Annotated in this window: 11 protein-coding genes; 6 read left to right on the top strand and 5 right to left on the bottom strand. The window is 71.0% G+C overall.

Going from position 1 to position 13,502, the window contains the following annotated elements; genetic code table 11:
* Positions 1–222 precede the first annotated feature (222 nt).
* From ACGF12_RS11770 to ACGF12_RS11745, 6 genes are all read left to right on the top strand, one after another.
* On the top strand, positions 223–2,871 hold the full coding sequence (locus tag ACGF12_RS11770; RefSeq protein WP_393028130.1) for an AAA family ATPase: 2,649 nt from the start codon (positions 223–225) through the stop codon (positions 2,869–2,871).
* A gap of 56 nt (positions 2,872–2,927) precedes the next feature.
* Positions 2,928–3,329 (top strand): 6-pyruvoyl tetrahydropterin synthase family protein, encoded by a 402-nt coding sequence (locus tag ACGF12_RS11765; RefSeq protein ID WP_393028129.1) that lies wholly within the window; start codon positions 2,928–2,930, stop codon positions 3,327–3,329.
* Between the two features lie 137 nt (positions 3,330–3,466).
* Entirely contained in the window at positions 3,467–4,369 is a 903-nt protein-coding gene (gene nth, locus ACGF12_RS11760) for an endonuclease III (protein WP_393028128.1), read from the top strand.
* Positions 4,366–5,100, top strand: coding sequence for an NUDIX hydrolase (locus tag ACGF12_RS11755; RefSeq protein ID WP_393028127.1), 735 nt, complete (start codon positions 4,366–4,368; stop codon positions 5,098–5,100). The genes nth and ACGF12_RS11755 overlap by 4 nt, the downstream gene beginning before the upstream one ends.
* Before the next feature lie 46 nt (positions 5,101–5,146).
* Positions 5,147–6,331 carry a MarP family serine protease gene (locus tag ACGF12_RS11750; RefSeq protein ID WP_393028126.1) on the top strand — a complete coding sequence of 395 codons (1,185 nt, stop codon included), beginning with the start codon at positions 5,147–5,149 and terminating at the stop codon, positions 6,329–6,331.
* A 210-nt stretch (positions 6,332–6,541) separates the two neighbouring features.
* Entirely contained in the window at positions 6,542–7,243 is a 702-nt protein-coding gene (locus tag ACGF12_RS11745) for a metal-dependent hydrolase (protein WP_393028125.1), read from the top strand.
* Positions 7,244–7,280: 37 nt separating this feature from the next.
* Here ACGF12_RS11745 and ACGF12_RS11740 read toward each other — a convergent pair whose 3' ends face one another.
* The 5 genes from ACGF12_RS11740 to acs all read right to left on the bottom strand — a co-directional run bounded on the left by ACGF12_RS11740 (position 7,281) and on the right by acs (position 13,332).
* On the bottom strand, positions 7,281–7,490 hold the full coding sequence (locus ACGF12_RS11740) for a hypothetical protein (RefSeq protein WP_393028124.1): 210 nt from the start codon (positions 7,488–7,490) through the stop codon (positions 7,281–7,283).
* 209 nt (positions 7,491–7,699) lie between these two features.
* Entirely contained in the window at positions 7,700–8,743 is a 1,044-nt protein-coding gene (locus ACGF12_RS11735) for an alpha/beta fold hydrolase (RefSeq protein ID WP_393028123.1), read from the bottom strand.
* 99 nt (positions 8,744–8,842) lie between these two features.
* Positions 8,843–9,319 carry a phage holin family protein gene (locus tag ACGF12_RS11730; RefSeq protein ID WP_387615760.1) on the bottom strand — a complete coding sequence of 159 codons (477 nt, stop codon included), beginning with the start codon at positions 9,317–9,319 and terminating at the stop codon, positions 8,843–8,845.
* Between the two features lie 232 nt (positions 9,320–9,551).
* The gene (gene nhaA, locus ACGF12_RS11725) at positions 9,552–10,928 is read right to left on the bottom strand and encodes a Na+/H+ antiporter NhaA (protein ID WP_393028122.1); all 1,377 of its coding nucleotides are present in this window, start codon (positions 10,926–10,928) and stop codon (positions 9,552–9,554) included.
* A gap of 448 nt (positions 10,929–11,376) precedes the next feature.
* Entirely contained in the window at positions 11,377–13,332 is a 1,956-nt protein-coding gene (acs, locus tag ACGF12_RS11720) for an acetate--CoA ligase (protein ID WP_393028121.1), read from the bottom strand.
* Positions 13,333–13,502: the final 170 nt, after the last annotated feature.

Raw genomic sequence — 13,502 nt, 5'->3', positions numbered from 1 at the left:
TCCGGCGGCTTGTTGGGCGTGAAGAGCGGGACCAGGGCGTCCTGTCGGTGAAGTGGCGAGGCAATGAGCTGTTGTCGGCCACCTGGTGGATCAGTGGAGCAAACCCGTAGCCGGTCGGATGCATTGGCATAGGGTCGTGCGGTATGCAGGTGTCAGGTTGGGCCTGAGCAGTGACTTCTGGGGGTGTCTGTGCCGACGGACTTCGTTGACCGTGTCGACTACATGGCTGAACTCGACGGCCTGGTGACGGACTTGGCCGACCGGCGGGGTGGGGCGCTGGTGATACGGGGACGTTCGGGCATGGGCAAGTCCGCTCTGCTGGCCGAGTTCGCTCGTCGTGTCGGCGAGCGGTCCGGGACACCAGAGGCATGCCGCGTGGTGCTGACGAGCTGCTATCCGGAGATCGGCACAGGACTGACGTACGCTCCGGCAGTCGATCTGCTCCAGCAGCTCCACGACCAGGCCGAGCAGCCCGGCTGGTGGAGCCGAGTGTTCCGCGGAGCCGGGCGGGGAGTGGCGACGTCTGCTCCGGAGGTTCTGTCGGCGATCGTGCCAGGGCTCGGCGCGGCTTGGAAGGTCGGCAGGGAGGTCACCGAGGCCGCACTCAGCTCCGGCTCGCTGCCACTCGACAGCGTGATGCCGATCCAACACGGGGCCGCAGCCCGGATTGCCGACGCGCTGCTGGACCTGGCACGCGACGGCCTTCCCGTCCTGGCGCTGGTCGACGACATCCAGCACATCGACCCGAGCAGCCTGCTGGTCCTGGACAGGCTCGTCCGGCGTCTCGACGGTGAACCGTTGGCCCTGGTGATCAGCCACGCGCCGGACCGGGAGCCGAACGGCGGCTCCGCAGCGGCCGTGGAGGCCCTGTTGGACACCTGGGAGAGCCAGGGGCTCGCCCGGCACCGGGAACTGGCCGGCCTGCCGACGGAGGCCGTCCAGGAACTGGTCGAGCGCCGCCACCCGGGAGCGCCCGCGAAGCTGTCGGCCGAACTGGTCCAACTCACGGGAGGACACTCGGTCTTCGTCAGGATGTGCCTGGAGGAGTGGAACCCTGACAGCGACCGGATCACCCTGCCGCGCAGTCTCAACCGCGTGGTCGACTCGCGTCTGCGACTGCTCGACGAGCGGGACCGGCGGCTGATCTCCACGGCCGCCGCGCAGGGCAGCAGTTTCCTCTCGAACGTCGTGGCCGAGGCGCTCGGCGAGCCGCACGACGACGTGATCGAACGCCTGCGCAGGATCGGCGACGAGCAGCAGCTGATCGTCGCCGAAGCCGAGCCCCCGGAGTGGGCACGAGGCGACCAGGCGGACTGCTACCGGTTCGAGCACGGAGCCCTGTGGCGGGTGATCTACGACCAGCAGACCACGGAGCAGCGCCGTTCCCGGCACGCCCGGATCGCCCAGGTGCTGAGCGCCCACTCGGGACCGGACGCCGCCCTCGGACGCCGGCTGGAGATCGCCGGCCATCTGGACCGCGGCGGCCTGCCCTGCCTGGCGGCCTCGGCGGATGCTCACTACGCACTCGCGCGTTCGGCGGCGCTCGACGGGCTCTCCTTCGTCGAGGCGGAGCAGCACTGCGAGGTGGCCATCCGCGCGTCCCGCGCACTGCCGGAGAGGGAACCGGACCGGGACCGCCGTCTCATCGCCGCGATCGAGCTGCTGCTGTCGCTGACCGAGGTCCGCTGGAGGGGCCGCCATCAGCCGGCCGGCGGACCGGACATCGATGCGCTTGCGGCCGAAGCGGAACAGGCCGCCATGCGATGCGCCGACGCCCGGCTGATCGCCCGTACGACCCTGCTCCGCGGCAAGACCCTGCTCGCGACCCAGGGCCTGGAGCCGTCCCTGGAGAAGCTCCGTGAGGCGGTGGACCGGGCCGACCAGGCGGGCGACCCCGTGGCGCTCTTCGTCGCCAAGGTCGAGTACGGCCGACAGGTCTCGAAGCGGCGACTGGCGGACGGCCTGGAGCAGCTACGCGAGGTCGAGCGCATGTACGCGTCCGACCCCACCCTGGGCGCCACCGACGATCCCGTGCTCCAGCACGCCCGCAACCTCGCGGAGATGCAGCTCGCCATCAGCCTCTTCGACAGCGGGCACCTCGGTGAGGCACTGGGCCGACTCTTGCGGTGCGTCGACCGGATCCGGCGTGAGCCGATGGCCGTCGAGCTGCCGATAGCGCTCAACTACCTCGCCCAGGTGCACATGGCCACCGCATCGTGGGCGCAGGCGGAAGCGGTACTGCGGGAGGCCCTCGCATCGGAGGAGAAGCGGGGCGGTGACAGCGGATGGCACGCCTACAACGCCGTTCTGCTCGCTCGACTGCTCGCCATGGATTCGCGGCGCCGAGAAGAGGCCCTCGAACTGGCCGAGGCCGCTTGGCTGGAGACCCAGCGGACATGGCTCGCCAATCTGGTGCCGATCGTCCGCAACGTTTTCGCCGAGGTTCTGCTCGACGTCGCCGACGGGGACCTGGCCACGGTCCGCCGGGCAGACCGCCTCGCGCTGGCGACCCGGGTGGAGACCGACAGCACCGGCATGGTCCGCAGCCAGATCGCGGCCCTGGTTCTGCGTAGCCGTACGCACCTGCTGATGGGGGAGCCAGCGGCCGCTCATGAACTGGCCCGTGAGGCGCTGCGCACACTCGACATGGTCGGTGACATGCCCGCCCTACGTACCGAGGAGGTCCTCTACGACGCGGCAGCGGCGTTGCGTGCGGCAGGATCGGAAGGTGAAGCCCAGGAACTCCTTGACCGCGCCCGCTCCGAGGTGACCCGTAAGGCCGGGCTGATCGACGACGCCGACCTGCGGTGCCGCTTCCTGGAAGAGGTCCCGCTCAACCGAAGGATTCTCGACACCGAGGGAGTGATCTGAGTGGCGGGAATAGGACGGGCCGGGAGAGCAGGGAAGGTACACGGAGCGGGGACACCATGCTGACCATCACCAAGGAGTTTCACTTCTCGGCCAGCCATGTGCTGGACGTGCTGCCCGCATGGCATCCCTGCGCCCGCATGCACGGGCACAACTACATCGTGGTGCTCGAACTGTCTGCCCGGCCCGAGGAACTCAACGAGGCCGGGTTCGTCCGCGACTACCGTGACCTCGATGCCTTCAAGAAGTGGATGGACGACACCCTCGACCACCGACACCTCAATGAGGCGATGGGGGGGGGTGTCTCCCCGTCAGCCGAGAACCTCGCCATGTGGATCTTCGGCATCTGGACCGACCAGTTGCCGGAACTGACGGCGGTCCGGGTGTCGGAAACCCCGAAGACGTGGGCGACCTACAGACCCCGCGTACATCACGAACCGGAGCCCTGCACGGGGGGATGAGCAGGTCCACGGGGCGCCGCCGGGCCGAGGCGCTGCATCGGTAGGCGACGTCACAGCTTCCTGTCCTGCGGCGAGGCGGGCTTACGGGCATGGGCAAGCGATGCAACCGGAGCAGCTCTTCGGCGTAGCCTTCGTGCATGGCAGAGAGCAAGGTCCGGAAGGCGGCGGCGCCGAAGCCGGCCGCGAAGAAGGCGGCGGTGAAGCCGAGGAAGCCGGAGTCGCATCTGGCGATGGTGCGGCGGGCGCGGAAGATCAATCGCATCCTGGCGGAGACGTATCCGTACGCGCATCCGGAGCTGGACTTCGAGACGCCGTTCGAGCTGCTGGTGGCGACGGTGCTGTCGGCGCAGACGACGGACCTGCGGGTGAACCAGACGACGCCGGCGTTGTTCGCGAAGTATCCGGAGCCGGAGGACATGGCGGCGGCGAACCCGGAGGAGCTGCAGGAGATCATCCGGCCGACCGGGTTCTTCCGGAACAAGGCGAAGTCGTTGATCGGGCTGTCGATCGCCCTGCGGGACAACTTCGGCGGTGAGGTGCCGAAGACCCTGGAGGAGATGCTTACACTGCCTGGCGTGGGCCGGAAGACGGCCAACGTGGTCCTCGGAAACGCTCGTGATCCTAAGACGGGAGAACCCTTCGGAGTCCCCGGCATCACCGTGGACACCCACTTCGGACGGCTGGCCCGGCGGTTCGGCTGGACCACCGAGGAGGACCCGGTGAAGGTCGAGCTGGCCGTCGCCGAGATCTTCCCGAAGTCGGAGTGGACGATGCTCTCGCACCGGGTGGTCTTCCACGGCCGCCGGATCTGCCATTCCCAGAAGCCCGCCTGCGGGGCCTGCCCGATCGCGCCGCTCTGCCCCGCGTACGGGGAGGGCGAGACCGACCCGGAGAAGGCCCGCAAGCTGCTCAAGTACGAGATGGGCGGCCAACCCGGCCAACGGCTGAAGCCACCGTCGGATTTCCCCGGCGAGGCGGCCGCCCGGGCCGACGCCGCCGCCCACCAGGGGCAGGTCGCGGACCTGGCGGTGGGCGCATGACGGCCGGCGCCATCGAGCGGGACGGCCTGCCGGCCTGGCTGCAGCCGGTCCGGGACGCGGCCGAGCGGGTGCTGCCCGAGCAGCTGAGCCGCTTTCTGCCGCCGCACGAGGGCGGCCGGGCGGCCGCGGTGCTGATGCTGTTCGGCGAGGGCCCGGACGGTCCGGACGTGCTGCTGATCGAGCGGGCCCGTTCGCTGCGCTCGCACGCCGGCCAGCCGTCCTTCCCGGGCGGCGCGCTGGACCCGGAGGACGGCGACCCGGACGGCCCCGGCCCGATCGCGGCGGCGCTGCGCGAGGCCTGGGAGGAGACCGGCCTGGACCCGGCCGGGGTGCAGGTCTTCGCGGAGCTGCCCCGGCTGTACATCCCGGTGAGCCGCTTCGTGGTGACCCCGGTGCTGGGCTGGTGGCGCGAGGAGTCGCCGGTGCGCCCGGTGGACCAGGGCGAGACCGGCGCGGTGTTCCGGGTGTCGATCGCCGACCTCGCCGACCCGGCGAACCGGGTCCGGCTGCGGCACCCGTCCGGGCACATCGGGCCGGCCTTCGCGGTCGCCGGGCGGCTGGTCTGGGGCTTCACCGCCGGGGTGATCGACCGGGTGCTGCACCACAGCGGCCTGGAGCTGCCCTGGGACCCGTCCCGGATCGTCGACCTCTCGGACGAGGCGCTCGCGCTGGTCCAGGGTGACCTCGAGCACTCCCGCGCCCTGCCGGGCGGCGACGCCGACACCTCGTGACGGGCCGTCGGCGCGGCGGGTCCGCGAAGCGTGGGAGGGTGTCGGAGTGAACGTCCTGGATGTGCTGCTGATCCTCGCCGCCGTCGGATTCGCCATTTCGGGCTACCGGCAGGGCTTCGTGGTGGGCGTCCTGTCGCTCGTCGGCTTCCTCGGCGGCGGTCTGCTGGCCGTCCAGCTGCTGCCGCTGCTGCTCGACCACCTCAGCCCCGGCACCACGGCCTCGGTGGTGGCCGTCGTGGTGGTGATCACCTTCGCCGCGATCGGCCAGGCGATCACCGCGCACTTCGGCTGGAAACTGCGCGGGCACATCGACCGCCGCCCGGCCCGGGTGCTGGACGCGGCCGGCGGCGCGGTGGTCAATGTGATCTCGATGCTGCTGGTGGCCTGGCTGATCGGTTCCGCGCTGGCCGGGACGTCCCTGCCGACGGTCTCCAAGCAGGTCCGATCCTCGGCGATCCTCGGCGGCGTCCAGAGCGCGCTGCCCGGCGACGCGCCGAACTGGTTCTCGGACTTCTCCAAGGTGCTCGCCCGCAACGGCTTCCCGCAGGTGTTCAACCCCTTCGAGCACGAGCCGATCACCCAGGTCGACACCCCCGACCCGGCGCTGGCCGGCAGCGCGGCGGTGGCCAAGGCCCGGCAGAGCCTGGTCAAGGTGGTCGGCACCGCGACCTCCTGCGGCAAGACCCTGGAGGGCAGTGGCTTCGTCTTCGCCCCGCACCGGGTGATGACCAACGCCCACGTGGTCGGCGGCGTCGACGAGCCGACCGTGCAGATCGGCGGCGTCGGCCAGCTGTACGACGCGACGGTGGTCCGCTACGACTGGCAGCGCGACATCGCCGTCCTGGACGTGCCCAAGCTGAACGCGCCCCCGCTGACCTTCGCGGGCGAGGCCAAGACCAACGACAGCGCGATCGTCGCGGGCTTCCCCGAGAACGGAGCCTTCAACGTCCAGCCCGCCCGCATCCGCGGCCGGATCCAGGCCAACGGCCCGGACATCTACCACCGCGGCCAGGTGGTGCGCGACGTGTACTCGGTGCGTTCGCTGGTCCGTCAGGGCAACAGCGGCGGCCCGCTGCTCACCCCGGACGGCCAGGTGTACGGCGTGGTGTTCGCCAAGTCCCTGGACAGCGGGGACACCGGATACGTGCTGACCTCGGCCGAGGTGCGTGAGGACGCGCAGGCGGGCAGCACCGCGAACACCCGGGTGGACACCCAGGGCTGCGCGCTCTGAGGCTGGTCGTTCGGCCGGTGCGGCGCCGGGTTTCCTGGTTCGCCGACGCTGGTCGTTCGGCCGGTGCGGCGCTGGTGGGGCGTCGGCGCGGCGCCGGTGCGGAATCCGTCGCACCGTCAGTCCGCCCTGGTAGCCTCGGCCGCGCTCACCCGTTCGGCTCAACCGGGCGCCGTCCCCGGAGTGAGCTCAACGGGAGGTCGTGGTAGTCCGATGATGGGTCATTCGCACGCGGTGAGCGGGGCGATGCTGTACGCGGCCTCAGCTCCGTTCCTGCCCCCGCTGCTGCTCCACACCACGCTGCAGCCGGCGGACATACTGATGGGCACGGTGCTGTGCGCGGGCGCGGCGCTGCTGCCGGACCTCGACCACCACGACGGCTCGATCGCCAACTTCCTCGGCCCGGTCTCCAAGGCGCTCTGCCGCTTCGTGGCCTGGGCCTCCGGCGGTCACCGGCACGCCACCCACTCGCTGCTGTTCGTCGCGCTGATGGGCGGCGGCACCTGGGCCGGCGTCACCTACCTGGGCCGCTACTTCACGCTCGGGCTGACGTTCTTCCTGCTGGCGCTCGCGATCAAGGCCCTGCGGCTGTGCCCGCCGGGCCACGGCCCGGAGGTGTGGATCACCGTCATCGGCCTGTCCGCGCTCGGCACCTTCGGGATGAACACCTGGATGCCCAACTCGCCCGGCTGGCTGCCGTACGCGGCGGCGCTGGGCACCCTGGCGCACCTGCTGGGCGACTGTCTGACCAAGAAGGGCGCGCCGCTGTTGTGGCCGCACAAGGAGCGCTACGAGATCGTGCTGATCAAGCGCAGCGGCAACAACGTCGAGACCAAGGTGCTGGTGCCGATCATGTCGGTGGCGACCTTCGTCCTGCTCTGGTTCACCGCGCTGTCCCCGACCATGGTGAACTGACCGGCTGTTGACCAGCCTGCCGAAGCGGCGCGAGACCTCAGGTCTCGCGCCGCAGTCGTGCGCCCACCCACCGGGCGCGCCGGCCGAGGATGCGCGGGATGCCGAGCTGCCGCTGCGCCCCGCGCTGACGGCTGTCGAGGCCCTCGAAGCCGAGGTCCTCCGCCCAGTCCGGGCGGGGCGCGGAACGCTGGGGGCTGTTGTGGCGTCGGCCGCGCGGGGCGGCGCCGCGATCGGGCATCCAGGTCATACCGGAATTGATGCCCCTGGGCCGGTGAGGGTAACCGCCCGGGTCCGTCGAAATTGGCCTATGCGCTTGGCATATGAGTTTTGCGCCAAGGGAGTTGGGCCAAAGGTCCCTTCCCCGGCGCCCCGGTCGGTTCCCGGAATGAGCTCTTGGCCGATCCCTGGCCGATCCCGGGGCTGATCCCGTGGGCTGATCCCCTGGGGCCCGGACGGTCAGTCCTTGTGGCGGCCCACCCAGTCCAGCAGCTCGGCCGTGAACTCCTCCGGCGCCTCCTCGTGCGGGAAGTGCCCGACCCCCGGCAGCAGCCGCCAACGGTACGGCGCCGCCACGTACTCGCCGCCGCCGAGCGCGGTGTGCGACAGCAGCACCGGGTCCGCGGCGCCCTGGACGTGCAGCGTCGGCGCGGTGATCGGCTTCTTCATCCGCCGGGCGAACTGGATGCCGTCCGGGCGGGCCATCGAGCGCAGCAGCCAGCGGTACGGCTCGATCGAGCAGTGCGCGGTGCTGGGGATCTGGATCGCCTGCCGGTACGCGTGCACCGCCGTCCCGTCAATCTTGGTCGGCCCGGTCCACTCGTCCAGGTAGCGGCCGACCAGCGCGGCGTCGTCGGCCACCAGACGGCGTTCCGGTATCCACGGCCGCTGGAAGCCCAGCACGTGCTCGAAGGCGGCCATCTGCTTGCGGTCGGTCAGCAGCGCCCGGCGCAGGTCCCGGGGGTGCGCGGCGGAGACCACGGTGAGGCTCTGGATCACCGACGGGCGCATCACCGCCGCCACCCAGGCCAGGGTGCCGCCCGAGGCGTGCCCGACCAGGTGCGCCCGGCGCTCGCCGAGCGAGCGGATCACACCGGTGATGTCCAGGGCGAGGTTGCCCGGGTCGTAGCCGCGCGGGGTGCGGTCGCTGCCGCCGATGCCGCGCAGGTCGAGCGCCACCGCGCGGTAGCCGGCCTCGGCGAGCGCGGTCAGCTGGTGTCGCCAGGCCCACCAGTACTCGGGCCAGCCGTGCACCAGCAGCACCAGCGGGCCGGAGCCCAGCTCGGCGATGTGGAAGCGGGCGCCGTTGGCCGCGAGGTCGCGGTGCGTCCACGGGCCGGACTGCCGGATGCTCCAGGCCTCGGCGGGCTCCTGTCCGGTCTGCGGTCCGGTCTCCTGCCCGGTCTCCTGTTCCGGGGCCAGCTCGGGGCCGGAGTCGGGGCCGGAGTCGGGGCCGGAATCGGCGGACGGCTGCGCGGGCGCGGGCTTCTGGTCAAGCGGCATACCGAGAGCGTGTCACATCCGTGCGCCGGACACGTGCCCGGCACTCGCCGTCGGCGGGTTCGGGTGCGTGTCCGGCGGGGTCCTGCGGAGTCGGGTCCGTTACGGGATGCGGCCCAGGCCCCGGTCGATCTCCTCCTGGGTGGCCGGGCGCGGCCGGACGTTCTTCAGCACCTCGGCGGTCTTCTGGGCGCCCTCGATGGTGCGCTCGGGCTTCTGGATCTTCTTGATGAAACGCCAGGCCAGCAGCCCGACCAGCACCGCGAGGATGAAGTGGACGGCTGCCGAGAGCACGAACGACAAGCCCATCGGCACGCCCAGCCAATGGAAGAAGAAGGCGATCGCGATGCTCACCATCGGGATGGCGGCCAGGGCGAGCACCCCGGCGACGGCGAAGAAGACGCCACCGGAGACGCCGCGCTTGACGTCCGCCTTGATCTCGGACTTGGCGAGCGCGATCTCGTCGTGAACCAGCGCGGTGAGGTCGGCGGTGGCCGCCGCGAACAGCTGCCCCACCGAACGCTCGCCCTCGTAGGGCGCCCGGCCGTTGCTGGACGGGTCTGCGGCTCCTGCGGGCATCAGCGGTTCTCCTCTGCGGCTGTTGCGGCGTGACGCCGTCGCGGGTGCGGTTCCGGTGCCGGTGGGGGTCCCGGAGGCGTCAGTGGGTTGTCGACAGCTCAGAATCATGCCCCTACCGGTCAGTCGGACACCACTCCGGGGCCCTGCCGGGGGGCGTGTCCCGCTTGCGCAAGGCGTTTCCGAGCCCTCGGGGACGGGCTTCCCGCAGTCCTGTGGGAAGCCCGTCGGGGACTCAGCGGCCGGTTCCGGGGCTCTCGCCGGGCAGGTGGCGGGCGGTCTCGGAGACCCGCGCCCGCCAGGCCGGGTCGTCCTCCTGGTAGACGTCCGGGACGCCGTCGCCGTCCGAGTCCCGGTCCTCCTCGTCGCACAGCGCGCGGTAGTGCCGGTTACGCAGCTTGAGTAGCACGGTGGCGACCAGCGCGCAGAGCAGCGAGCCGACCAGGACGGCGGTCTTGGACCGGTCGGCCAGCGCGAGGTCGTTCCGGAAGGCCAGCTCGCTGATCAGCAGCGAGACGGTGAAGCCGATGCCGGCGAGCACCGAGACGGCGAACAGGTCGGCCCACTTGAGCTGCGGGTTCAGCTCGGCCCGGGTGAACCGGGCGGCCAGCCAGGTGCCGCCGAATATGCCCACCGTCTTTCCGACCAGCAGGCCGATCACGATGCCGAGCGGGGTGGCCTGGGTGAACACCTCGCGCAGCGTCGGGCCGGAGATCGACACCCCGGCCGCGAACAGGGCGAACAGCGGGACGGCCAGCCCGGCGGAGATCGGGCGGACCAGGTGCTCGATGTGCTCGCCGGGGGAGTGCTGCTCGTCGCCCTCCCGGTGGCAGCGCAGCATCAGGCCCATCGCGACGCCCGCCACCGTGGCGTGGATGCCGCTCTCGTGCATCAGCGCCCAGACCACCACGGCCAACGGCACGAACAGGTACCAGCCCTTCACCCCGCGCCGGTGCAGGAACCAGAACAGCACCAGGCCGGCGAAGGCCAGGCCGAGCGCCCAGAACTTGATCCCGGAGCTGTAGAAGATCGCGATGATCAGGATCGCGATCAGGTCGTCGACCACGGCCAGGGTGAGCAGGAAGGCGCGCAGCGCCGACGGGAGGTGGCTACCCACCACGGCCAGCACGCCGAGCGCGAAGGCGATGTCGGTGGCGGTGGGGATGGCCCAGCCGCCGGGGTGGCCGCCACTGCCGGAGTTGACCAGGGAGAACAGGATCGCGGGCAGGGCGACGCCGCAGACGGCGGCGATCACCGGCAGCAGCGCGGCGCTCGGGGTGCGCAGCTCGCCCGCGACGAACTCCCGCTTGAGCTCGATGCCGGCCACGAAGAAGAAGATCGTCAGCAGGCCGTCCTTGGCCCAGCCGGCCAGGGTGAGGTCGAGGTGGAGCGGGGCGGACGGGCCGACGGTGTAGTCGAGCACGCTCTCGTACGCGTGCGGCCAGACGTTGGCCCAGATCAGCGCGACCACGGCGGCGGCCAGCAGCAGCACGCCGCCGACCGTCTCGGTGCGCAGGGCGGCGGTGACGAAGGTGCGCTCGGGCAGTGACAGCCGGCCGAGAAGCTGCCGGCGGCGGGTCGTCGGCTCGTGGACGGGCGGCTGGTCGGTCACGCGGGACCTCCTGAGGGGCTGGGAGCGGCAACGGATGCACGGGTGGTGCAGTTGCCGACCAGACTTCCCGGCGCGCCCTGTGACGCCCGGATTCCTGCTCAAGGATCTTGATGCGTCCTTAACAGTCTAACGGGACGCCCGAGTGACTTCCGGATTGTCCTATCCAAGGACTTAAGTCCTGGGGGCTGGTTCAGCACTCCTGAGGAGCAACCGCCCGACCCCCGAACGGCCTCAGCCGCGTGCAGCCGGGTGAACGCCTCCCTGTCGTCGGTCGGGGGCACCAGCCGGTCCGGGGCGGCGCGATTCGCCCTTTCTTCGCGCTGGAGCACGACCGTGCCCGGTCGCGGCATCACCGTGCCCGAACCGGACGACGACGGGGCCCCGGGCGGTGGTGTCCGCCCGGGGCCCCGGTCACCGCGCCGGCGTGTTCAGCCAGCGCTCAGCGGGTTCAGTTGTTGCCGCCCGACGGCGGCAGCTGGGCCTGGATCTGGCTCATCACCGTGCTGTCGGCGAGGGTGGTGGTGTCACCGATCTCGCGGCCCTCGGCGATGTCGCGCAGCAGGCGGCGCATGATCTTGCCGGAGCGGGTCTTCGGCAGTTCGCCGACCACCTTGATCTGCTTCGGCTTGGCGATCGGGCCGAGCGTGCGGCCGACGTGCGCCCGCAGCTCCTCGACCAGTTCCGGGGTCTCGGTGACGCCGCCGCGCAGGATCACGAAGGCGACGATGGCCTGGCCGGTGGTGGCGTCGGTCGCGCCGACCACGGCGGACTCGGCCACCGAGGAGTGCCCGACGAGGGCCGACTCGACCTCGGTGGTGGAGATGTTGTGGCCCGAGACCAGCATGACGTCGTCCACCCGGCCGAGCAGCCAGATGTCGCCGTCCTCGTCCTTCTTGGCGCCGTCACCGGCGAAGTAGCGGCCCTCGAAGCGGGACCAGTAGGTGTCGATGTAGCGCTGGTCGTCGCCCCAGATGGTGCGGAGCATGGACGGCCACGGCTCGGTGAGCACCAGGTAGCCGCCGGAGCCGTTCGGGACCTCGTTGGCCTCGTCGTCGACCACGGTGGCCGCGATGCCCGGCAGGGCGCGCTGGGCCGAGCCCGGCTTGGTCTCGGTGACGCCCGGCAGCGGGCTGATCATCATGGCGCCGGTCTCGGTCTGCCACCAGGTGTCCACGATCGGGCACTTGCCGCCGCCGATGTGCTCCCGGTACCAGATCCAGGCCTCGGGGTTGATCGGCTCGCCGACGCTGCCCAGCACCCGCAGCGAGGAGAGGTCGAACTTCGCGGGGATGTCGTCTCCCCACTTCATGAAGGTGCGGATCGCCGTCGGCGCGGTGTAGAGGATCGTCACGCCGTACTTCTGGACGATCTCCCAGAACCGGCCCTGGTGCGGGGTGTCCGGGGTGCCCTCGTAGATGACCTGGGTGGCGCCGTTGGAGAGCGGGCCGTAGACGATGTACGAGTGGCCGGTGACCCAGCCGATGTCGGCGGTGCACCAGTAGACGTCGGTCTCCGGCTTGAGGTCGAAGACCGCGTGGTGGGTGTAGCTGGCCTGGGTGAGGTAGCCGCCCGAGGTGTGCAGGATGCCCTTGGGCTTACCGGTGGTGCCCGAGGTGTAGAGGATGAACAGCGGGTGCTCGGCGTCGTGCGGCTCGGGGGCGTGCTCGGTGGACTGGCGAGCGGTGATCTCGTGCCACCAGACGTCGCGGCCCTCGGTCCAGGCGGTCTCCTGCCCGGTGCGGCGGATCACCAGGACGTGGTCGACGCCGTCGACCTTGGTGAGCGCCTCGTCGATGGCCGGCTTGAGGGCGGAGGGCTTGCCGCGCCGGTAGCCGCCGTCGGCGGTGATGACGAGCTTGGCCTGGGCGTCCTGGATCCGGGAGGCCACGGCGTCGGCGGAGAAGCCGCCGAAGACCACCGAGTGGGTGGCGCCGATCCGGGCGCAGGCGAGCATCGCGACGACCGCCTCGGCGATCATCGGCAGGTAGACGGCCACCCGGTCGCCCTTGCGGACGCCGAGCTCCAGCAGCGCGTTGGCGGCCTGCGAGACCTCGTCCTTGAGCTGGGCGTAGGTGATCGAGCGGCTGTCGCCGGGCTCGCCCTCGAAGTGGATGGCGACCCGGTCGCCCAGGCCGTTCTCGACGTGGCGGTCGACGCAGTTGTAGGCCACGTTGAGCTTGCCGTCGGCGAACCACTTGGCGAAGGGCGGGTTGGACCAGTCGAGGGTCTCGGTCGGTTCGACGGCCCAGCTCAGGCGGCGGGCCTGCTCGGCCCAGAAGCCCAGACGGTCCTCGGAAGCCTGCGCGTACGCGGCCGCGGTGACGTTGGCGGCTGCGGCGAGCTCTGTCGGCGGGGCGAAGCGCCGCTCCTCCTTGAGCAGGTTGGCCAGGCTCTCGTTGCTCAACGCGCACTCCTCATCGAGTCATGATCTGGGGCGGTCCCGTGCGTGGGGAACGTCCCGTGTGTCCCAGCGCACAGCTCACCAGGCGAACGGGGCACTTGACAAGAGGCTCCTGGGAATTGGTGTAGACCTTTGACCGATCGTCGAACGGCCGACCGCGCGTTCCGCCGCAC

It is taken from the genome of Kitasatospora sp. NPDC048296 (genome assembly GCF_043201815.1).
Lineage (GTDB): Bacteria > Actinomycetota > Actinomycetes > Streptomycetales > Streptomycetaceae > Kitasatospora.
Note: the sequence above shows the minus strand (reverse complement) of the source record. Positions and strands in the feature narration are given on the sequence as shown.